The 20,531-nt window shown below is 58.5% G+C and carries 19 protein-coding genes and 3 pseudogenes; 15 read left to right on the top strand and 7 right to left on the bottom strand.

Features of this window, described 5'->3' with window-relative positions; genetic code table 11:
• Window positions 1-47 precede the first annotated feature (47 nt).
• Both ACLI1P_RS03105 and ACLI1P_RS03100 read right to left on the bottom strand, forming a co-directional pair.
• Window positions 48-818, bottom strand: a complete 771-nt coding sequence (locus ACLI1P_RS03105; protein WP_411709685.1) for a putative hydro-lyase — start codon at window positions 816-818, stop codon at window positions 48-50.
• Complete coding sequence (locus ACLI1P_RS03100) at window positions 818-1,981, bottom strand: NRAMP family divalent metal transporter (protein ID WP_296133589.1); 1,164 nt, start codon at window positions 1,979-1,981, stop codon at window positions 818-820. Before ACLI1P_RS03100 ends, ACLI1P_RS03105 begins: the two co-directional genes overlap by 1 nt.
• 304 nt (window positions 1,982-2,285) lie before the next feature.
• Between ACLI1P_RS03100 and ACLI1P_RS03095 the strand changes: the two genes are divergently transcribed.
• The 14 genes and pseudogenes from ACLI1P_RS03095 to ACLI1P_RS03030 all read left to right on the top strand — a co-directional run bounded on the left by ACLI1P_RS03095 (window position 2,286) and on the right by ACLI1P_RS03030 (window position 14,733).
• Window positions 2,286-3,446, top strand: coding sequence for an acetyl-CoA C-acyltransferase (locus ACLI1P_RS03095; protein WP_296133545.1), 1,161 nt, complete (start codon window positions 2,286-2,288; stop codon window positions 3,444-3,446).
• The gene (locus tag ACLI1P_RS03090; protein ID WP_411709387.1) at window positions 3,447-5,633 is read left to right on the top strand and encodes a 3-hydroxyacyl-CoA dehydrogenase/enoyl-CoA hydratase family protein; all 2,187 of its coding nucleotides are present in this window, start codon (window positions 3,447-3,449) and stop codon (window positions 5,631-5,633) included.
• 302 nt (window positions 5,634-5,935) lie between these two features.
• Window positions 5,936-7,153 (top strand): IS256 family transposase, encoded by a 1,218-nt coding sequence (locus ACLI1P_RS03085; RefSeq protein ID WP_411709386.1) that lies wholly within the window; start codon window positions 5,936-5,938, stop codon window positions 7,151-7,153.
• Window positions 7,105-7,492: pseudogene (locus ACLI1P_RS03080) on the top strand (transposase). The gene ACLI1P_RS03085 and the pseudogene ACLI1P_RS03080 overlap by 49 nt, the downstream one beginning before the upstream one ends.
• Window positions 7,489-8,397: an IS3 family transposase gene (locus tag ACLI1P_RS03075; protein ID WP_411709385.1), complete on the top strand. Its 909-nt coding sequence runs from the start codon at window positions 7,489-7,491 to the stop codon at window positions 8,395-8,397. The pseudogene ACLI1P_RS03080 and the gene ACLI1P_RS03075 overlap by 4 nt, the downstream one beginning before the upstream one ends.
• On the top strand, window positions 8,366-9,583 hold the full coding sequence (locus ACLI1P_RS03070) for an IS256 family transposase (RefSeq protein ID WP_411709386.1): 1,218 nt from the start codon (window positions 8,366-8,368) through the stop codon (window positions 9,581-9,583). The genes ACLI1P_RS03075 and ACLI1P_RS03070 overlap by 32 nt, the downstream gene beginning before the upstream one ends.
• Window positions 9,535-9,922, top strand: a pseudogene (locus tag ACLI1P_RS03065) (transposase). The gene ACLI1P_RS03070 and the pseudogene ACLI1P_RS03065 overlap by 49 nt, the downstream one beginning before the upstream one ends.
• A complete protein-coding gene (locus tag ACLI1P_RS03060) occupies window positions 9,919-10,827 on the top strand; it encodes an IS3 family transposase (protein WP_411709385.1) in 909 nt (302 codons plus the stop codon). The pseudogene ACLI1P_RS03065 and the gene ACLI1P_RS03060 overlap by 4 nt, the downstream one beginning before the upstream one ends.
• The gene (locus ACLI1P_RS03055) at window positions 10,796-12,139 is read left to right on the top strand and encodes an IS256 family transposase (RefSeq protein WP_411709384.1); all 1,344 of its coding nucleotides are present in this window, start codon (window positions 10,796-10,798) and stop codon (window positions 12,137-12,139) included. The genes ACLI1P_RS03060 and ACLI1P_RS03055 overlap by 32 nt, the downstream gene beginning before the upstream one ends.
• A 165-nt stretch (window positions 12,140-12,304) precedes the next feature.
• Window positions 12,305-12,463 (top strand): annotated as a pseudogene (locus tag ACLI1P_RS03050) (IS256 family transposase); the annotation flags it as partial.
• Window positions 12,464-12,557: 94 nt separating this feature from the next.
• Window positions 12,558-12,734, top strand: a complete 177-nt coding sequence (locus ACLI1P_RS03045) for a hypothetical protein (protein ID WP_411709383.1) — start codon at window positions 12,558-12,560, stop codon at window positions 12,732-12,734.
• 139 nt (window positions 12,735-12,873) lie between these two features.
• A protein-coding gene (locus tag ACLI1P_RS03040; RefSeq protein WP_115021451.1) for an IS3 family transposase occupies window positions 12,874-14,090 on the top strand; the annotation gives its coding sequence in 2 pieces (ribosomal slippage) (window positions 12,874-13,135 and window positions 13,135-14,090; 1,218 coding nt in all).
• Between the two features lie 153 nt (window positions 14,091-14,243).
• On the top strand, window positions 14,244-14,594 hold the full coding sequence (locus tag ACLI1P_RS03035) for a hypothetical protein (protein ID WP_411709382.1): 351 nt from the start codon (window positions 14,244-14,246) through the stop codon (window positions 14,592-14,594).
• Entirely contained in the window at window positions 14,569-14,733 is a 165-nt protein-coding gene (locus ACLI1P_RS03030; RefSeq protein WP_411709381.1) for a hypothetical protein, read from the top strand. The genes ACLI1P_RS03035 and ACLI1P_RS03030 overlap by 26 nt, the downstream gene beginning before the upstream one ends.
• A 564-nt stretch (window positions 14,734-15,297) precedes the next feature.
• Here ACLI1P_RS03030 and ACLI1P_RS03025 read toward each other — a convergent pair.
• The 3 genes from ACLI1P_RS03025 to ACLI1P_RS03015 all read right to left on the bottom strand — a co-directional run bounded on the left by ACLI1P_RS03025 (window position 15,298) and on the right by ACLI1P_RS03015 (window position 18,319).
• Window positions 15,298-16,514, bottom strand: a protein-coding gene (locus ACLI1P_RS03025) for an IS3 family transposase (RefSeq protein WP_115021451.1) whose coding sequence is annotated in 2 segments (ribosomal slippage) — window positions 15,298-16,253 and window positions 16,253-16,514 — 1,218 coding nt in all. Because the reading frame shifts where the segments join, the coding sequence is not laid out codon by codon here.
• Between the two features lie 57 nt (window positions 16,515-16,571).
• A complete protein-coding gene (locus ACLI1P_RS03020; protein WP_411709684.1) occupies window positions 16,572-16,823 on the bottom strand; it encodes a DUF2599 domain-containing protein in 252 nt (83 codons plus the stop codon).
• Window positions 16,824-17,143: 320 nt separating this feature from the next.
• Window positions 17,144-18,319 (bottom strand): acyl-CoA dehydrogenase family protein, encoded by a 1,176-nt coding sequence (locus ACLI1P_RS03015; RefSeq protein ID WP_408931924.1) that lies wholly within the window; start codon window positions 18,317-18,319, stop codon window positions 17,144-17,146.
• A 120-nt stretch (window positions 18,320-18,439) separates the two neighbouring features.
• Between ACLI1P_RS03015 and ACLI1P_RS03010 the strand changes: the two genes are divergently transcribed.
• On the top strand, window positions 18,440-18,997 hold the full coding sequence (locus ACLI1P_RS03010) for a TetR/AcrR family transcriptional regulator (protein ID WP_296133555.1): 558 nt from the start codon (window positions 18,440-18,442) through the stop codon (window positions 18,995-18,997).
• Here the strand turns inward: ACLI1P_RS03010 and ACLI1P_RS03005 are convergent.
• A complete protein-coding gene (locus ACLI1P_RS03005) occupies window positions 18,994-20,043 on the bottom strand; it encodes a hypothetical protein (RefSeq protein WP_296133558.1) in 1,050 nt (349 codons plus the stop codon). The genes ACLI1P_RS03010 and ACLI1P_RS03005 overlap by 4 nt on opposite strands.
• A complete protein-coding gene (locus ACLI1P_RS03000) occupies window positions 20,036-20,530 on the bottom strand; it encodes an RNA polymerase sigma factor (protein WP_296133560.1) in 495 nt (164 codons plus the stop codon). Before ACLI1P_RS03000 ends, ACLI1P_RS03005 begins: the two co-directional genes overlap by 8 nt.
• Window position 20,531 lies beyond the last annotated feature (1 nt).

The raw sequence follows: 20,531 nt of genomic DNA, 5'->3' as shown, positions 1-20,531 counted from the left end.
ATGAGTGAAGCCATGAGCGGAGGTGCCGGAAATGAGGCAAGGAGTAATCACGGAATAAGGAACTCGCGGTCCGGGATGTCCGTGACCAGCATCTTGCCCGGGGCGTGCGTAATGGCCAGGCGGGGCCGCGAGTTCATGACGATGGCTTGTGGGGTCACGCCGCACGCCCAGAAGACGGGGATGCTGCCCGCGGGGATGTCGATGGCGTCACCGAAGTCGGGCTGAGATAGGTCCTCGATGCCGATGGCGGCTGGGTCACCCACGTGGACGGGCGCGCCGTGGACGGCCGGATAGCGGGAGGTGATGCGCACGGCATCGGACACTTGGCTCGCGGGAATGGGGCGCATGGACACCACCATCGGACCAGAGAAGACTCCAGCGGGCGTCGTGGCGATGGTGGTGCGATACATCGGCACGTTGCGGCCTTGGTCAATGTGGGCGAGCGGGATGCCGTTATCCAGCAGTGCGTTCTCAAAGGTAAAAGAACAACCGATGAGGAAGGAAATGGTGTCTGGGGAGTAGAAGGGGGTGGCGTCGACAAGCGTATGCGTGAGCTGGCCGTCCTCATAGATGTTGTAGGCCGGGATATCCGTGCGCACGTCCCCGCCCGGGATGAGGTCAGAGGTGTACTCGCCGACTTCCAGCACCCCGACGATAGGACAGGGCTTGGGATTGCGCTGGGCAAAGAGCAGGAAGTCGAAGGCGTACTCGCGCGGCAGGGCGATGAGGTTGGCCTGCATGAAGCCGCGCGCATGGCCCGCAGTCGTGGCCATAGCGTGCGTGCGGGCAAAGGCGCGAACTTCTTCCGGGGTACGCATCATGCCCACAGGTTGACGATTCCAGAAATCGACTTAACGCCGACAATAATTTCCAGCCCCAGGGCCAGCACGCCCAGAATGAGCAGCCACATCGGCTGCTTCACGCCGTGCGTGAGGTCGCGGCGGCGGAAAGCCACCCACATGACCATGGCAAAGGCGATGGGCAGAATGATGCCATTGAAGGCGCCGGCAAAGATGAGCAGCTTCTGCGGGGCGGAGTTGAGCAGCGCGAAGAGAACCGTGCACACCACGATGAACCCCACGGTAAGGAGGTTGCGGGTGCGCGGGCTGGTCTTCTGCGTGGTGACGAAGCTGATCGACGTATACGAGGCGCCGATGACGGAGGACAGGCCCGCGGCGAAGAGGACCACGCCGAAGGCGCGGAGGCCGAACTCGCCGGCGGCGTTGTAGAAGGCGTCGGCAGCCGTGTTGTCCTCAGACAGGGCCACGCCGGTGGCGACGACGCCCAGGACCGCCAGGAAGAGGAGTACGCGCATGATGCCGGTGACGATGATGCCCAGCACCGAGGTCTTGGTAATTGCGCCGACATTCTCCGGGCCGGACAGGCCCGAGTCAATGAGGCGGTGCGCGCCGGCGAAGGTGATGTAGCCGCCCACGGTGCCGCCGATAAGCGTGGTGATGACGAAGAAGTCCACGGACTCCGGCATGACGGTGTTCTTCAGGGCCTCGCCCACCGGGGGCTGGGAGACAATGGCCACGTAGAGCATGAGCAGAATCATGATGGCACCCAGGCCCGCGACGATGCGGTCCAGCGCCACGCCTGCACGCTTGGACAGGAAGACCAGCACGGCGATGGCGGCGGCGATGATGCCGCCCAGGCGAGCGTCGATGCCCAGCATGGCATTGACGCCCAGGCCGGTGCCGGCAATGTTGCCGATATTAAAGACGATGCCGCCGATGAAGACGAGCACGGCGAGGAACCAGCCCAGTCCCGGCAGCACGGTATTGCCCAGCTCGTTGGCACGCATGCCAGAGATGGCCAGCACGCGCCAGACGTTGAGCTGGATGGCAATGTCCACGATGATCGACAACGCAATGGCGAACGCGAAGGCCGCGCCCATCTGCACAGTAAAGACGGAGGTCTGGGTAAGGAAGCCGGGGCCGATGGCGGAGGTGGCCATGAGGAACATGGCGCCGGCCATGGCGCCGATGCCCTTGGGTGCGGCGGGCTTGTCGACGGCTGGGTTTGCCTGGGCTTCAGGGGTTGCCTGGGTTTCGGGGCTGGTCTGGTTGGTGGTGGCAGGGCCCGCGCCGCCCTGAGCGGGCACGGCGTTTGACTCGGAACTCACTTTTGGGAACCTTTCGTGACGCAGGTCGCATTAATTATTGGTGAAAGCATAAAGGTTGTTGAACAATCTGTAAATAGACGGGGGTGGCGCGCGGGCAAAAAGTGCCCTAGGATACACAGTTAACTAATCACCATTCGTTTCACACATGGAGGAAATCGTGCCCCAGGACATCTACATCGCGGGCGCTGCGCGCCTGCCCATCGGCAAATTCGGCGGCAGCCTCGCCCGCCTCTCCCTCACCGAGCTCGGCTCCCTCGCCGCCGAAGCGGCTATTGACCGTTCGGGCCTGAGCGGCGCGGACCTTGATACCGCCGTGGCTTCCAACGTCATGCCCGTGGTGCCGAAGGACCTGTACCTCTCCCGCGCTATCGCTAAGAATGTGGGCATGCCGGATTCCTCCACCGCCATGGGTGTCAACCGGCTGTGCGGCTCCGGTGTCCAGGCCGTCATCAGCGCGGCCCAGCTGCTGCAGTCCGGCGACGGCTCCCTGGCCCTGGCCGTCGGCGCGGAATCCATGAGCAACGCGCCCTATTCCGTCGAAGGCGCGCGCTTTGGCAAGCGCATGGGTGACGGCAAGCTCTATGACTGGCTCACCGGTGCACTTTCCTGCCCCTTCGGCACTGGCCACATGGGTGTCACCGCGGAGAACGTCGCCGCGGACAACGACATCTCCCGCGAGCGCCAGGACGAATTCTCCGCCGAGTCTCAGGAGCGTGCCGCCCAGGCCCGCGCGGAAGGCGTGCATGCTGAGGAAATCGTCCCGGTGGGCGAGCTGGATTTTGATGAGGGGGTGCGGGAGACGAACGTCGAGAAGCTGGCGAAGCTCAAGCCAGTCTTCGTTAAGGACGGAACCGTCACCGCTGGCAACGCCTCCGGCATCAACGATGGCGCCGCGGCCGCCGTGCTGGCCACCGCGGAGGAAGTGACCAAGCGTGGCCTCAACCCGCTGGCCAAGATTGTGTCCTGGTCCATCGCGGGTGTGGATCCGACGCGCATGGGCATCGGCCCCATCGCCGCCGTCCCAAAGGCCCTGGACAAGGCCGGCTTGAAGCTGGAGGACATCGACCTCATCGAGTCCAACGAGGCCTTTGCCGCCCAGGCCATTGCCGTGCAGGATGAGCTGGGCTTCGACCCGGCCAAGACCAACGTCTACGGCGGCGCCGTCGCGCACGGCCACCCGGTGGGTGCCACGGGCGTCATCCTGCTGACCAAGCTGGCTTACGCGCTGCGCCACCAGAATAAGCGCTATGGCCTGGTCACCATGTGTATCGGCGGCGGTCAGGGAATCGCCATGATTATTGAGAATGGAGAAAAGTAAATGAGCATCACCAAGGTAGCCGTCATCGGCGCAGGTTCTATGGGGTCTGGCATCGCGGCGCTCTGCGCATCCGCGGGCATGGACGTGGTCCTGCTGGACCAGAACGCGGAGGGCGCCCAGCGCGGCGTCGACATCCAGCTCAAGCGCAAGGGCTTCCACCTGCCGGAGTTTGCCGAGCGCGTGCGCGCCAGCGATGACTACGCGCTGTTGGAGGACCGCGAGTGGGTCATCGAGGCCATCTTCGAGGACCTGGGCGCCAAGCACGCGCTGTACGACGCCATCGAGCCCTATTTGCCGACGGAGGCTCTGTTGAGCTCGAATACCTCTACCCTGCCGCTTGAATCCCTCCTCGAGGGCGTTCCGGAGGCCCGCCGCGACAAGTTCGCCATCACGCACTTCTTCAACCCGCCGAAGGTGATGCGCCTGGTGGAGCTCATCGCCTCCGGCTCGACGGAAGACACGCTGCGCACGACCATCGAACAGACCCTGGGCAAGATTGCGCTCGAGTGCCGCGACACCCCGGGCTTCATTGCTAACCGCGTGGGCTGCTACTGGATGGCCGCCGGTGTGGCCCGTGCCCGCGAGTTCGATGTGAGCTACGAGCTTGCCGACGCATCCTTCGGCCGCGCCTTCGGCATCCCCCGCACCGGTATTTTCGGACTGCTCGACTACATCGGTCTGCAGCTGGTGAAGCCGATTTGGACGTCTTTGGAGACAGCCCTGCCTGCGGGTGACCCGCTTCTGGAGGTTCCCCTCGGGGACGACTCCTTCATCGAAGGCCTAGTAGAGCGTGGCCTCACGGGCCGTACCGGTGACGGTGGCTTCTACCGCGGCCGTGACGAGGTCATCAATTCCTCTTATGAGTACGTTCCGCGCACGCAGCCGACTGACCCGGTCGTGGGCCTCAAGGATCTGCGCGAGGTCATGGAGACCGATTCGCCGGGCGGCCGCTTCGCCCGTGCGGTCTTCCTCGACACCCTGGCATACTGCTGCGAGGTCGCCCCGTCCATCGCGGACCACGTTGGTCTCATCGACGAAGGCCTGACCTTGGGCTTCGGCTGGAAGAAGGGCATCTTCGCGCTTGCCGACGCCATCGGGATCGACTGGGTCGCCTCCGCCTACGGCTCCAACGTTCCTGGCTTGGTCTCCGCCGCTGCCCAGGCTGGCGGTTTCTACGGCAAGGGGTCCGTGCTCTCCTCTACCGGAGAACGCCAGGAGCTCGCACCGCGTGAGGGCGTTGTGACCTTGGCTTCGCTGGATGCGGAGACCATCGTTTCCCTGGACGCGGGTGCTGTCCATGCGGTCTCCACGCCGGCCGGGCGCATCGGCATCATCGACCTACACACCCCGATGAACTCCCTGCCGACTCCTGCCCTCGAAGTCATCCGCGCTGCTCTGGGCGCGGTGACCTCGGAAAACCTCGTCGCACTGGTCATCGGCAACGATAAGCCGGTCTTTTGCGCGGGCGCCGACCTTGGATCCATCGCTTCCGCGGGTGAGTCCGGCGACGCGTCGCTCGTGGAATCCCTCCTTTCGGACGGCTCCACCACCCTGCGCGCCCTCAAGTTCGCCCCGGTGCCGGTCGTGGCGGCTGTGCGCGGAGTGGCCTTGGGTGGCGGCTTCGAAACCGCACTGGCCTGCGACCGCGTTGTTGCTCACGCCGATACCCGCCTCGGCTTCCCCGAGCGCACCGTGGGCCTCTACCCCGGCTGGACCGGCACCATCTCCTCACTGGAGCGCCTCAAAGCAGCCGGCGTTGAAGACTACCACCAGAAGGCCTTCGACTTCATCGCCTCCGCACGCAACTTCTCCTCGGCTTTTGAGGCCCAGAAGGCCGGTTTCCTCTCCTCCGACGACGTCGTGCTCATGTCCTACGACCACGTCCTCGCCCGTGCTTTGGAGGAGGCCGGCAACCTGGCAGGCTCGTACACCCCACCTGCCGACAACCAGATCGACATGTACTCCGGCGACCCTGCCCTCGACCGTGACTGGCCAATCGAGGGCACCACCGAGAACGACCACGTCATCGTGGCCAAACTCGCGGAGATGTACACCGGCTCCGGCTCGCTGACCTTCACCGAGTTCTGCGACCGCGAAGTCGAGTACGACGTACCCCTCGTCATGCTGCCAGCCAACGTGGAGCGCGCCAAGCACATGGCCGCGACCCGCAAGCCGCTGAACAACTAGCCTGCGCCACCCTCATCGCAAATGCTCCCTTTACACTGGTCCCTCTATTCAGCAAAGGGACCATTTGTATGTGGTTTTGGTGTGGAGATGGTCCCTTATCCCTTATTGCCAATGGAGTTGTGAATGTCCCAGTTCCCCCCGGGGTGATTGAAGGCGCTACCAGATACTCACCACACCGCTACTATTTCAGTCTTCTGAACATCCGGGGGTCAGGCCCGTGACCCACTGAACTCGTCGTGTCCAACGAGAGTGTCTGATGGTTTGTGTGTGGGTTCCCAACCTGCATGAGGAGATGGACCAGAATGACTACTGTGGCACGACGAGATCCGGCTGATAAGGCCAAGATTGATGCGATTGAAAAGAAACTGCTTGCTAACCCTGAAATCGCGAAGCTGATTGATGACCTAGGCACGTCTACAACGGATGCCAATGACCTGGTTCGCGGCATGTTGCAGGCCTCGATTACCCGGGGACTCAACGCGGAAATGGATGCCCACCTGGGCTACGAGTCTGGCGACAGGAGCGCTAAAGCTGCTGCTGGGACAGACAATTACCGCAACGGGTCGTATCCAAAGACCGTGGATTCTAACTACGGGCCATTAACCGTTGATGTCCCGAGGGATCGGGCTGGCACATTCTTGCCGACTATGGTCCCTAAAGGTTCTAGGCGCTTGACTGATGTCGATGACATGATTGTCAGCTTGTATGCCGGGGGGATGACAATTAGGGACATCCAGCACCATATGGCAACGGCGATGCGGGTTGATATTTCCCATGAGACGATTTCCGCAGTCACCGATGCCGTCCTCGATGAGGTCATGATCTGGCAAAACCGCCAGCTAGATGAGTTCTACCCCGTGGTTTTTCTCGATGCGCTGCGCATTAAAGTCCGCGATGGTGGCCGAGTGGTCAATAAATCCGCGTACATGGCTATCGGCGTGGATCTCGACGGCATCAAGCACATTTTGGGATTGTGGATTGCCAAAGAAGAAGGAGCTTCATTTTGGGCGCAGGTATGCGCCAATCTTTCTAACCGTGGGGTCAAAGACGTCTTTATCGTCTGCTGTGACGGGCTTAAAGGCCTGCCTGAAGCAGTCGAGGCAACCTGGCCGAACTCTATGGTGCAAACCTGTATCGTGCACCTGATTCGTGCCGCTAACCGGTGGGTAGCCTACGGGGATCGCCGCGGCGTATCGGCCGCGTTGAAAAAGATTTACACCGCAGCGGATGAACCCACAGCTAAGGCTGCCTTAGACGACTTTGAAGCCTCTGAATTGGGAGAAAAGTATCCACGCTCAGTCAAGGTCTGGCGAGATGCTTGGGCGCGTTTCGTACCGTTTCTGCAGTTCCCACCAGCGGCCAGAAAGGTTATCTATACGACGAACTCGATTGAATCATTCAACAATGAACTGCGTAAAGCTACCCGCAACAGGGTGCAGTTCACCAACGATGAATCAGCGCTCAAGACACTATGGCTGATGATCTGCAATATGAAGTGTCCCAGGTTTTGTTCCGTTTGAGTAGATGGGAAAATTTGGAACGTGCCAAGGAAATTTGACCAGGATGCGAAGGACCGTGTGGTCCGTCTTGTGGAAGACCGCATCTTGGCGGAAAATATGTCGATGCAAGCCGCGTGCCAGGCAGTAGCTCCAAAGCTGGGGGTTTCATGGCACACGGCCCGTCAATGGACTCAGCAGGCCCGCCGTGCGGGAAACATTCCAGAACCTGTGCCTGAAGATTTGGCTGCCGAGAACGCGAGGCTACGTCGTGAAAATCAAGAGCTACGCGACACTAACGAGCTGCTGAAGGCTGCCTCAGCTTTTTTCGCGTCGGAACTCGACCCAAAACGTCGGAAATGATCCGATTCATCGATGAATACCGGAATCGTTTCTCTGTCGAGTTCATCTGTAAGACGTTGAAGGATAACCGGGCTGGTGGGTTCATCACCTCGCGTGGGTATCGCCAGTCCAAGGCCCGTGGGTTAAGTGCTCGTCGCCTTCGTGATGCTGTGCTGGTCGACCGCATTAGTGCTGTTCATCGGGATAATTACGGCGTCTACGGCGTGCGGAAAATGTGGCATGCTCTCCGCCGTGACGGAATTGATATCGGTCGTGAACAAACTGCTCGGTTGATGCGCTTGGCCGGTGTTTCTGGCAAAGGCAAAGGCAGATCACCTCTCACAACCCGTAAGGCTAATGTGCCTGATCTGCGCCCGGACTTGGTCGAGCGTGAGTTCAAAGCTCAGGGCCCGAATAAACTGTGGGTGGCCGACATTACGTATGTGCGCACGAAGAAAGGCTTTGTGTACGCCGCGTTTGTCACCGACGTTTACTCTCGACGGATCGTTGGGTGGGCGTTATCAGACTCGATGCGGACGGAAGCACTGCCGCTGCAAGCTCTTAACCAGGCGATCGTGTGTGCTGAGGAAACAACAGGTCTCATTCACCATTCAGATCACGGCTCACAGTATGTCAGCGTTGTCTACAACCAGCGACTTGCCCAGCACGGGATTGCCGCTTCCACCGGAACGGTCGGGGATTCTTATGACAATGCTCTGGCAGAAAATGTTAATGGTTCCTACAAGAACGAGCTGATCCATGCTCGCAGGTGGGATGATGTTGTCGAGGTAGAAATCGCGACGTTCGAGTGGGTGTCATGGTGGAACGAGACTAGGCGAGAGTGTCTGATGGTTTGTGTGTGGGTTCCCAACCTGCATGAGGAGATGGACCAGAATGACTACTGTGGCACGACGAGATCCGGCTGATAAGGCCAAGATTGATGCGATTGAAAAGAAACTGCTTGCTAACCCTGAAATCGCGAAGCTGATTGATGACCTAGGCACGTCTACAACGGATGCCAATGACCTGGTTCGCGGCATGTTGCAGGCCTCGATTACCCGGGGACTCAACGCGGAAATGGATGCCCACCTGGGCTACGAGTCTGGCGACAGGAGCGCTAAAGCTGCTGCTGGGACAGACAATTACCGCAACGGGTCGTATCCAAAGACCGTGGATTCTAACTACGGGCCATTAACCGTTGATGTCCCGAGGGATCGGGCTGGCACATTCTTGCCGACTATGGTCCCTAAAGGTTCTAGGCGCTTGACTGATGTCGATGACATGATTGTCAGCTTGTATGCCGGGGGGATGACAATTAGGGACATCCAGCACCATATGGCAACGGCGATGCGGGTTGATATTTCCCATGAGACGATTTCCGCAGTCACCGATGCCGTCCTCGATGAGGTCATGATCTGGCAAAACCGCCAGCTAGATGAGTTCTACCCCGTGGTTTTTCTCGATGCGCTGCGCATTAAAGTCCGCGATGGTGGCCGAGTGGTCAATAAATCCGCGTACATGGCTATCGGCGTGGATCTCGACGGCATCAAGCACATTTTGGGATTGTGGATTGCCAAAGAAGAAGGAGCTTCATTTTGGGCGCAGGTATGCGCCAATCTTTCTAACCGTGGGGTCAAAGACGTCTTTATCGTCTGCTGTGACGGGCTTAAAGGCCTGCCTGAAGCAGTCGAGGCAACCTGGCCGAACTCTATGGTGCAAACCTGTATCGTGCACCTGATTCGTGCCGCTAACCGGTGGGTAGCCTACGGGGATCGCCGCGGCGTATCGGCCGCGTTGAAAAAGATTTACACCGCAGCGGATGAACCCACAGCTAAGGCTGCCTTAGACGACTTTGAAGCCTCTGAATTGGGAGAAAAGTATCCACGCTCAGTCAAGGTCTGGCGAGATGCTTGGGCGCGTTTCGTACCGTTTCTGCAGTTCCCACCAGCGGCCAGAAAGGTTATCTATACGACGAACTCGATTGAATCATTCAACAATGAACTGCGTAAAGCTACCCGCAACAGGGTGCAGTTCACCAACGATGAATCAGCGCTCAAGACACTATGGCTGATGATCTGCAATATGAAGTGTCCCAGGTTTTGTTCCGTTTGAGTAGATGGGAAAATTTGGAACGTGCCAAGGAAATTTGACCAGGATGCGAAGGACCGTGTGGTCCGTCTTGTGGAAGACCGCATCTTGGCGGAAAATATGTCGATGCAAGCCGCGTGCCAGGCAGTAGCTCCAAAGCTGGGGGTTTCATGGCACACGGCCCGTCAATGGACTCAGCAGGCCCGCCGTGCGGGAAACATTCCAGAACCTGTGCCTGAAGATTTGGCTGCCGAGAACGCGAGGCTACGTCGTGAAAATCAAGAGCTACGCGACACTAACGAGCTGCTGAAGGCTGCCTCAGCTTTTTTCGCGTCGGAACTCGACCCAAAACGTCGGAAATGATCCGATTCATCGATGAATACCGGAATCGTTTCTCTGTCGAGTTCATCTGTAAGACGTTGAAGGATAACCGGGCTGGTGGGTTCATCACCTCGCGTGGGTATCGCCAGTCCAAGGCCCGTGGGTTAAGTGCTCGTCGCCTTCGTGATGCTGTGCTGGTCGACCGCATTAGTGCTGTTCATCGGGATAATTACGGCGTCTACGGCGTGCGGAAAATGTGGCATGCTCTCCGCCGTGACGGAATTGATATCGGTCGTGAACAAACTGCTCGGTTGATGCGCTTGGCCGGTGTTTCTGGCAAAGGCAAAGGCAGATCACCTCTCACAACCCGTAAGGCTAATGTGCCTGATCTGCGCCCGGACTTGGTCGAGCGTGAGTTCAAAGCTCAGGGCCCGAATAAACTGTGGGTGGCCGACATTACGTATGTGCGCACGAAGAAAGGCTTTGTGTACGCCGCGTTTGTCACCGACGTTTACTCTCGACGGATCGTTGGGTGGGCGTTATCAGACTCGATGCGGACGGAAGCACTGCCGCTGCAAGCTCTTAACCAGGCGATCGTGTGTGCTGAGGAAACAACAGGTCTCATTCACCATTCAGATCACGGCTCACAGTATGTCAGCGTTGTCTACAACCAGCGACTTGCCCAGCACGGGATTGCCGCTTCCACCGGAACGGTCGGGGATTCTTATGACAATGCTCTGGCAGAAAATGTTAATGGTTCCTACAAGAACGAGCTGATCCATGCTCGCAGGTGGGATGATGTTGTCGAGGTAGAAATCGCGACGTTCGAGTGGGTGTCATGGTGGAACGAGACTAGGCGAGAGTGTCTGATGGTTTGTGTGTGGGTTCCCAACCTGCATGAGGAGATGGACCAGAATGACTACTGTGGCACGACGAGATCCGGCTGATAAGGCCAAGATTGATGCGATTGAAAAGAAACTGCTTGCTAACCCTGAAATCGCGAAGCTGATTGATGACCTAGGCACGTCTACAACGGATGCCAATGACCTGGTTCGCGGCATGTTGCAGGCCTCGATTACCCGGGGACTCAACGCGGAAATGGATGCCCACCTGGGCTACGAGTCTGGCGACAGGAGCGCTAAAGCTGCTGCTGGGACAGACAATTACCGCAACGGGTCGTATCCAAAGACCGTGGATTCTAACTACGGGCCATTAACCGTTGATGTCCCGAGGGATCGGGCTGGCACATTCTTGCCGACTATGGTCCCTAAAGGTTCTAGGCGCTTGACTGATGTCGATGACATGATTGTCAGCTTGTATGCCGGGGGGATGACAATTAGGGACATCCAGCACCATATGGCAACGGCGATGCGGGTTGATATTTCCCATGAGACGATTTCCGCAGTCACCGATGCCGTCCTCGATGAGGTCATGATCTGGCAAAACCGCCAGCTAGATGAGTTCTACCCCGTGGTTTTTCTCGATGCGCTGCGCATTAAAGTCCGCGATGGTGGCCGAGTGGTCAATAAATCCGCGTACATGGCTATCGGCGTGGATCTCGACGGCATCAAGCACATTTTGGGATTGTGGATTGCCAAAGAAGAAGGAGCTTCATTTTGGGCGCAGGTATGCGCCAATCTTTCTAACCGTGGGGTCAAAGACGTCTTTATCGTCTGCTGTGACGGGCTTAAAGGCCTGCCTGAAGCAGTCGAGGCAACGTGGCCGAACTCTATGGTGCAAACCTGTATCGTGCACCTGATTCGTGCCGCTAACCGGTGGGTAGCCTACGGGGATCGCCGCGGCGTATCGGCCGCGTTGAAAAAGATTTACACCGCAGCGGATGAACCCACAGCTAAGGCTGCCTTAGACGACTTTGAAGCCTCTGAATTGGGAGAAAAGTATCCACGCTCAGTCAAGGTCTGGCGAGATGCTTGGGCGCGTTTCGTACCGTTTCTGCAGTTCCCACCAGCGGCCAGAAAGGTTATCTATACGACGAACTCGATTGAATCATTCAACAATGAACTGCGTAAAGCTACCCGCAACAGGGTGCAGTTCACCAACGATGAATCAGCGCTCAAGACACTATGGCTGATGATCTGCAATATCGAAGACAAACGAGCTGCAAAGAGAGCAAAGCAAGGCAAACGAGTCTCAGCGACAGCCGGCAGACTCATGGAAGGAGCCCGAGTTTCCGGCTGGAAACAAGCCATCAACCAAATGGCCGTGGCCTACCCCGACCGCTTCGACAAATACCTATAAACCTAACCCCCACACACAAACAACTTGACACGCTCGACTAGGCTCCACCAAAGCTTGGACTACCGAACCCCGGTCGAGGTCGAAACCGAATTTTGGAAGCAGAACCCGCCACAGGAAATAATAGAAATCAAGGCAAACGCCTAGGAACAAAACCCGGGGCACTTCAATATCGAAGACAAACGAGCTGCAAAGAGAGCAAAGCAAGGCAAACGAGTCTCAGCGACAGCCGGCAGACTCATGGAAGGAGCCCGAGTTTCCGGCTGGAAACAAGCCATCAACCAAATGGCCGTGGCCTACCCCGACCGCTTCGACAAATACCTATAAACCTAACCCCCACACACAAACAACTTGACACGCTCTGTCCAACTTCACCTCACTACGCACTCTGAAACCGGAAGAGCCCCCAAAGGGGACGATCATGAACGCGATTGTGTGGACGCGGGAAGCGACCGAAACCGAGATTGCCGAGATTGCCGACTTTTTCAACATGGAGATTGCAGACAGAATTCTTGAAGCCGCTGGCTGCACCGCTGAGAACTGCATTCCCAACGGGGACGAAGACATGCCAGAAACAGTGTGGCCCAATCAACGGTAGTGAAGAAGACGTCGCACTCAACCAGATCGAAGAAACAATCTTCCAAGCGCTCAAAGAAAACCAACCGGATCAATCTCCGTGAGGTTACCCTCGTTTAGTGGACACCCTATTTGTACGGATCTTGTGTCCGTAAGAGAGGATGTTCATTGTGAGTCAACAGCGCAAGAAGTACACGCCGGAGTACCGGCGTGAAGCCGCGAACCTGGTAATCGAGTCAGAGCGACCGATCGCTCATGTGGCTAAGGAAATCGGTGTTTCCGCCGGGCTTTTGGGCCGGTGGGTCAAACTCGAACGTGAACGCCGAGGATCCTCCGATGGGATGAGCGAGGCTGACCTCCGAGCTGAGAATGCTCGTCTGCGCCGGGAGCTGGCAGAAGCCAAGATGGATAACGAGTTTTTGTCAAAAGCGACAGCCTTCTTCGCCGCGAAGCAACGCGAGCAGAAAAGTTCGAACTAATGCAGCAGGAGAAGGCGAACTACAGCATCAAGCGCATGGCACGACTATTAAAAGTATCTCGGTCTGGATACTACAAATGGGCCCATGCGCAGCAGAAACGACTATCCGGCGAAGATGATCGGGCAGCATTTTACGATGATGTTGACCGAAAGATTCATCAGATTTGGAAAGACTCCGATGAGGTTTATGGTGCTCCGCGGATCACCGCAGAGCTTGCCGAGCGCTACCAGATCACCTTGAATCGCAAGACTGTGGCTAAACGGATGCGCATGATGGGCATTGAAGGGATTTCACCGCGTGCCTTTGTCCCGGTGACAACGATTCAAGCCAAGCGTAAGTCAACTCTTCCTGACCTGGTCAAGCGCATGTTTGATACTGGTCAGCTCAACCGAGTGTGGATGTCAGATATTACCTACCTGCGCACCGGTGAGGGCTGGTTGTACTTGTGCGCGGTCCGCGATGGTCATTCCCGCAGGGTACTGGGCTGGGCTATGGATAGCGTTCAAGACACACACCTGGTTGAACGGGCCCTGCGGATGGCGCATACGCTACGCGGTGATGTTCCTGATGGGCTGGTGTTTCACGCTGACCGCGGAACGCAATTTACCAGTGAGAAGCTCTGGGAGGTCTGCCGCAACCTGGGCATTGCCCAGTCTGTGGGGCGTACTGGTGTGTGCTTCGATAACGCGATGGCTGAGTCGTTCTGGTCGACGCTAAAGACTGAATTCTATGACCGGCAGCGCTGGGCGACCCGTGATGCTGCACGCAAGGCCGTTGCCTACTGGATTGAAGTCGTCTACAACCGCCGACGCCGGCACTCTGCACTCGGGATGGTCAGCCCCGTCGACTTCGAAAACCACATTGGTCTAACCACCAGTAGAAAAGAAATAGCTGCCTAACCACTAGGTAGCTCCACTACGTGTCCACGATTTGCGGGCAACCCCATCCGCGAGTAGCCAGGCGAACACTAAGACAAACGCTGCCTACCTTATGTTGGTGGGCACCGTAAATTCATCGCCATAAGCTAAACGCAATCACAGACGGGACAGAACATGACCGCAGCAATCTTTCTCCAAACACTCTCAATCATTCTGGTCGCATTCGGTACATCCATCGCCCTCTACAAGGTCTACACCCAAAACCAATTCGAACGACGCAACACATGGTGGAAACGCATCGAATGGACACTCGACAAAATCGCATCCGACAACGAAACCGACGTATACATCGGCTCCAAACTGCTCCCCGTAATCCTCGAAAGCAGCTTCCGCGACACTCAAGATAAAGACCTATCCCAAGCAATCCTTGAACTAACCACCGAAGCCTCAGAAGCAAACGATGTAGAATCAAATAAAGAAACCCCAGGAGGTGACAACAATGGCGACCAAAACCCCAACCAGTAAAAAGTCAAACAACAGTGTGCTACGAATCAAGACCACCTCACGCCAAGGCACCAAAGCTGAACGCATCGCCCAAATGCGTCGCGAAGGACTCGCCAACGCACGCAACGTCATCATCAAGCAATACCCAGACCTCGGCTAAAACCCAACCACACGCACCAAGCACCCCACACGTTTCGTGTGGGGTGCTTGCCATTTCAGAACCAATACCCAGGCGAGCACTAACAGTGCTAGTCCCGGTCATCCAATTGGCTAAAGCAGGATCGACACTCCCCACTAGAGCACAAGCATCTTTCACCCAAGCGCAAAAGCTTCCTTCTCATTCACGCCCGACGCTACTAAATATGGGTCAATGCGGATACCGATGCACCTTCCTGCGCTCGAACCAAGCCCAAATCAAAGAAGCCAAGAACAACAGTGGCGTAACCCACGCCAGACGATGCCACCAATGTGCTCCAAAGTATGATTCATCAGCACTTAGTCCTGCTAGATAATTGATTACAAGCGTTGCGATGAACAGCACTACAACGACCGTAACGCTCCACCAGGAGGCTGCGCTTTTCTGTTTACGCATCAATGCCATCCTCCTCAATACATGTTTGCTGTTTTAGCGCGGGTTTGTGTGGTTAGTCGTCTCCCCCACCCAGATTACATCGTTCGTGGGGTTGCCCGCAAATCGTGGACACGTAGTGGAGCTACCTAGTGGTTAGGCAGCTATTTCTTTTCTACTGGTGGTTAGACCAATGTGGTTTTCGAAGTCGACGGGGCTGACCATCCCGAGTGCAGAGTGCCGGCGTCGGCGGTTGTAGACGACTTCAATCCAGTAGGCAACGGCCTTGCGTGCAGCATCACGGGTCGCCCAGCGCTGCCGGTCATAGAATTCAGTCTTTAGCGTCGACCAGAACGACTCAGCCATCGCGTTATCGAAGCACACACCAGTACGCCCCACAGACTGGGCAATGCCCAGGTTGCGGCAGACCTCCCAGAGCTTCTCACTGGTAAATTGCGTTCCGCGGTCAGCGTGAAACACCAGCCCATCAGGAACATCACCGCGTAGCGTATGCGCCATCCGCAGGGCCCGTTCAACCAGGTGTGTGTCTTGAACGCTATCCATAGCCCAGCCCAGTACCCTGCGGGAATGACCATCGCGGACCGCGCACAAGTACAACCAGCCCTCACCGGTGCGCAGGTAGGTAATATCTGACATCCACACTCGGTTGAGCTGACCAGTATCAAACATGCGCTTGACCAGGTCAGGAAGAGTTGACTTACGCTTGGCTTGAATCGTTGTCACCGGGACAAAGGCACGCGGTGAAATCCCTTCAATGCCCATCATGCGCATCCGTTTAGCCACAGTCTTGCGATTCAAGGTGATCTGGTAGCGCTCGGCAAGCTCTGCGGTGATCCGCGGAGCACCATAAACCTCATCGGAGTCTTTCCAAATCTGATGAATCTTTCGGTCAACATCATCGTAAAATGCTGCCCGATCATCTTCGCCGGATAGTCGTTTCTGCTGCGCATGGGCCCATTTGTAGTATCCAGACCGAGATACTTTTAATAGTCGTGCCATGCGCTTGATGCTGTAGTTCGCCTTCTCCTGCTGCATTAGTTCGAACTTTTCTGCTCGCGTTGCTTCGCGGCGAAGAAGGCTGTCGCTTTTGACAAAAACTCGTTATCCATCTTGGCTTCTGCCAGCTCCCGGCGCAGACGAGCATTCTCAGCTCGGAGGTCAGCCTCGCTCATCCCATCGGAGGATCCTCGGCGTTCACGTTCGAGTTTGACCCACCGGCCCAAAAGCCCGGCGGAAACACCGATTTCCTTAGCCACATGAGCGATCGGTCGCTCTGACTCGATTACCAGGTTCGCGGCTTCACGCCGGTACTCCGGCGTGTACTTCTTGCGCTGTTGACTCACAATGAACATCCTCTCTTACGGACACAAGATCCGTACAAATAGGGTGTCCACTAAACGAGGGTAACCTCATTCGGCTATTGTTCTAGGATGTCCAACATCAGGGCGCCAATCCTCCAAGTTCCAACTAGGCTTAACTCGGGCGACTTGAGATAGCGGGTGACACACAGACTGGTTGTGGAGGCTTCCGGTATCCGCACCCCCCTTGAATTGTGCTTCATTCCAACCTGCAGTTTCAGGGATTGGTGACTGCATTGCCCTTCCCAAGACCGTAGGAAAGACCATGTATCGCGTACCTTCGGGCTGTCCTACAATGTCCACACGGTCGATTAGGGACAGACCAAAAGCAGCCTTGATTGGTTCATCATCACTTTCGGCGGCTGCACGCTTCGCAATTTGGTTGGAGGGAAGATCAACGACCGTCACCACAGTGTCGTTGACCTCAAATTCAAGGCCAGCTGGTGCGACTGCGTAGAGCCCTACTTGGGGTTGGAGTGGTCTAGGAATTCGGTCCCGCAGGCTATAAGGTCCCTTTTCGGTGGTCTCTTTAGTTTGGTCCCTTAACCCCGAAAAGGGACCAAAGTAAGAGAACCAAACTAGAGGGGCCACCAAGCGAGCCTTTCCACCCCGCGCACACTGGGCTACTTGTAGGCCGAGAAGCCCGTAATCTTCTTGCCCATGATGAGGGACTGCACGGTATCTGTTCCCTCGTAGGTGTGCATGGCCTCGATGTCCGCGAAGTGGCGCGCAATGTCGTTCTCCAGCAAAATGCCGACACCACCGAGCATGTCGCGGGCGTCGGCGGCGATGCGACGGGCAGCACGCGTGTTGTGGAGCTTGGCCGCCGAGGCCTGCTCCGGAGCCAGGGTGCCAGCATCTTCGCGCTGAGAGACCTCGCGGCAAGTGAGCATCATTTGGCTCAAGTCGAGGACCATGTTGGCCAGGCGCTGCTGGATGATCTGGGCCTTGGCCAGCTCGCGGCCGAATTGCACGCGCTCAAGCACGTAGGAGCGAGCAATCTCGTAGCAGGCCACCGCGGAGCCGAGCGCCATCCAGGACACACCGATGCGGGTGGAGGTCAGGACGCGGGAGACATCCTTGAAGCTACGGCAGCCCGGCAGCTGGTTGGCGGCGGGGATGCGGCAGTCGGTCAACGTAATGTGCGCCTGGTGGATGGCACGCAGGGAGAGCTTGCCTTCAATCACGGTAGCGGAGTAGCCGGGGCTTTCCTGCGGGACGATGAAGCCGCTGACGTTACCGTCTTCCATACGGGCATAGATGATGGTGATGCCGCCGGAAGCGCCGTTGCCAATCCACTTCTTTTCGCCGTTGAGAACCCATTCGTCACCATCGCGAACCGCGGTGGTCTCCAAGGCAATGGAGTCCGAGCCGTGGTCCGGTTCAGTAAGGCCGAAAGCACCGAGTAGAGAGCACGAGGCCATCTGCGGCAAGTACTCAGACTTCTGCTCCTCCGATCCCAGCATCGCAATCGAGCGCATGGCCAGTCCTGCTTGAACTGCGATAACCGTCCCCATCGAGGCATCGGCGCGCGTGACCTCCATGAGCGTCAAACCTGCCTCGAGGGTGGACATCTTCTTGTGGCCTGGAACGTCGAGCCCGTCCGTCATCACATCCAAAGAACCCAAGCGCGAGACCAAGTCCAGGGGGTACTCGGAAGCCTGCCAGTGCTGGTTGATCACCGGGTCGGAATGCTGGCGGAACTGTGCGGCGCGCTCCCAACCCGCGGCGTCGGCTGAAGAGAGGCCGTCGAAGACGCCGAGGAAGTCGGTGGTGGGCGCGAAAAGATTGTGGGACATGGTTGGCTCTCCAGGTAATACGAATGACTATTAGCCACAATTGTGACCCACCTCTCCACACCTGTCAAGCAGCTGCACGGTATGCTAATGACCATTAGCTAGCACAGGAGGGACCCCGCCGTGGCCAACCAGAAACGTCGCGACCAAATCGCCGCCGCCGCGCTCGACCTCTTCGATCAGCGCGGCTACCACGCCACGGGCATGGAGGACATCGCCAAAGCCGTCGGCATGCGCGCCTCCAGCCTCTACAACCACTATTCCTCCAAGCAGGAGCTCCTGGCGGAAGTCACCATCACCGCCATGGAGGACCTCCTCCGCGCCAACGCCGCCGGCCTGGCGGGACTCAAGGATCCCCGCGAGAAGCTCGTGGCCACCATGAAGGCTCACGTGGTCTACCACGCCACCTTTGCCCGGCGCGTGCGCGTGGTCAACAACGAGCTCACCAACCTGGAAGAACCCCACAAGTCGGTGGTACTCCAGCTGCGCCGCGATTACGTGGCGCGCTGGATGTCCGTGGTCAATGCGGGCAACTTCCACGCGGAGAACTTGAAGATTGCCTGCTGGGCGCTCATTGATATGGGCATCGGCGTCGCGCAATGGTTCTCCCCGGACGGCGATTACACCGCCGAGGAGTTGGGAGACATGTACGGCCAGTTCGCCCTGCGCCAGCTCACCTAGGGCGCACAGCCTATCGGCTGCTCCTCTTCGCGGCCGTCCGGGTACTGCACGCGCACGCGAGAGTAGACCTCGGTATTGTAGCCGCACGCCATGCGCTTATCGACGACTACCTTGACCTTCTCCTCACTAAACTCCCCCTCCGCGCAGTTGGGGTCGCAGTTGTTCTCAATTGCCTGCCCCTCCGCTTCGGCGGCGTCCGCGCCCCAGTTGGACCACTCGAGCTGGTTGACCAGATAGTTGTTGTCGCCGCAGGCCAGCGAGATGCGGTCGGGGCCTTCCAGGCCGGTAACGGAGACGCAGTCCAGGATGGCGGTGGCGTCGATGGTCGTCTCCACCCCCGGGCCCACGAGTCCGACCACGCGCACGAGCTGACCGGTGGCGGGCAGCACGGAGAAGCTGACGTGGTCAGCGTCGCGCAGCACGGTGACCAGCTGGTCCTCGCCCTCGCCGTCGACGGTGCCGACCTCGTTGCCCTCGGCCTCTGCCAGCATGTCGTAGGCAATCTTGTGCTGTTCGCTGCTTAGCCCCGGTTGGAGCAGAAGCTCCAGCGCGCCAAGCGCGCGGTTGGGAAAGCTATCCGCCAGCCTGTCCAGTCCAGCGCGGTCGGTGGCGATGACAAGGTCCTCCGGGTTGACCGAAGGCTGGGGGTCGAAGCCGGGAACCTCACCCTGGGAGGTCACTTGCACGGCGCCGCCGGCGTCCACGGAGTATTCGGTAACCGCAGTGGCGTCGCCGAGTGTGTCCACGCGCTTCATGTACTCCTTGGCGGTGACCCCCTTGTCCGCGGCGTCGGGGCGTGCTGCAGCGGACTCTCCCGCCTGGGTCAGGATTTCCGCGGCGGAGGCCACCGGCTCAGAGTGGTTGAGCAGGGGCACTACCCCGCCCACCAGCGCGAGAGCGAGGAGCGCGGCCGCGGCGACGGTCCACGTGGAGCGGGGCCGGGTGATGCGGGCGAGGGTGCGCTCGGAGTGGTCCCGGGAGACGTCGGAAAGCGTGGCGTCGGGGACTGGATTGGCGGCGCGAAGCTGGTCAAGAGAGTTAGGCATCGAAGTCTCCTGTGAGTTCGGACAAGTGGGTACGGGCGCGGTGGAGGCGGACGCGGACGTTGCTGCGGGAAATGCCGAGGACCTCGGCGATCTCCGGGTGGTCGAGCCCCTCCCAGGCGTGGAGGGAGAGGATTTCCTGATCGGGGTAGGACAGGCGGAGGAAGGCCTCGGAGATGTCGAGGCTTAGGTCGATGGCGTCGTAGCCCGCGTAGGACTCGAGCTCATGGTCGTCGAGGTTCTCGGTCTCCCGGCGGGAGCGGTAGAACTCGCGCATCACGTTGCGGGCAATGCCGTAGAGCCACGGCAGCGGCGTTCCCTCGAGGGAATCGAAGCGGGTCCAGGCGCGCTCGAAGACGTCGGCAGCCAGCTCCTCGGCATGACTTGGGGGCACGCGGCGGCGCAGAAAGGCCAGGACCGCCGGGTAGTGCTGGCGGAACAGGCGGGAAAACTCCCGCTTGCGCGCGCCAGGCAGGGTTAGGACAGACACT

This window comes from Corynebacterium tardum (assembly GCF_046717785.1).
In the GTDB taxonomy this organism is placed as follows: domain Bacteria; phylum Actinomycetota; class Actinomycetes; order Mycobacteriales; family Mycobacteriaceae; genus Corynebacterium.
The sequence above is the reverse complement of the archived record's forward strand: the minus strand, read 5'-3'. Positions and strand labels throughout refer to the sequence as shown.

What these genes read in the sequence shown, in the direction of transcription:
- ACLI1P_RS03085 (WP_411709386.1), top strand. Translation starts at nt 5,936, where the DNA reads ATGACTACTGTGGCACGACGAGATCCGGCTGATAAGGCCAAGATTGAT.
- ACLI1P_RS03100 (WP_296133589.1), bottom strand. Translation starts at nt 1,981, where the DNA reads ATGGCCGGCGCCATGTTCCTCATGGCCACCTCCGCCATCGGCCCCGGC.
- ACLI1P_RS03030 (WP_411709381.1), top strand. Translation starts at nt 14,569, where the DNA reads ATGGCGACCAAAACCCCAACCAGTAAAAAGTCAAACAACAGTGTGCTA.
- ACLI1P_RS03060 (WP_411709385.1), top strand. Translation starts at nt 9,919, where the DNA reads ATGATCCGATTCATCGATGAATACCGGAATCGTTTCTCTGTCGAGTTC.
- ACLI1P_RS03015 (WP_408931924.1), bottom strand. Translation starts at nt 18,319, where the DNA reads ATGTCCCACAATCTTTTCGCGCCCACCACCGACTTCCTCGGCGTCTTC.
- ACLI1P_RS03055 (WP_411709384.1), top strand. Translation starts at nt 10,796, where the DNA reads ATGACTACTGTGGCACGACGAGATCCGGCTGATAAGGCCAAGATTGAT.
- ACLI1P_RS03035 (WP_411709382.1), top strand. Translation starts at nt 14,244, where the DNA reads ATGACCGCAGCAATCTTTCTCCAAACACTCTCAATCATTCTGGTCGCA.
- ACLI1P_RS03075 (WP_411709385.1), top strand. Translation starts at nt 7,489, where the DNA reads ATGATCCGATTCATCGATGAATACCGGAATCGTTTCTCTGTCGAGTTC.
- ACLI1P_RS03070 (WP_411709386.1), top strand. Translation starts at nt 8,366, where the DNA reads ATGACTACTGTGGCACGACGAGATCCGGCTGATAAGGCCAAGATTGAT.
- ACLI1P_RS03090 (WP_411709387.1), top strand. Translation starts at nt 3,447, where the DNA reads ATGAGCATCACCAAGGTAGCCGTCATCGGCGCAGGTTCTATGGGGTCT.
- ACLI1P_RS03045 (WP_411709383.1), top strand. Translation starts at nt 12,558, where the DNA reads ATGAACGCGATTGTGTGGACGCGGGAAGCGACCGAAACCGAGATTGCC.
- ACLI1P_RS03105 (WP_411709685.1), bottom strand. Translation starts at nt 818, where the DNA reads ATGCGTACCCCGGAAGAAGTTCGCGCCTTTGCCCGCACGCACGCTATG.
- ACLI1P_RS03005 (WP_296133558.1), bottom strand. Translation starts at nt 20,043, where the DNA reads ATGCCTAACTCTCTTGACCAGCTTCGCGCCGCCAATCCAGTCCCCGAC.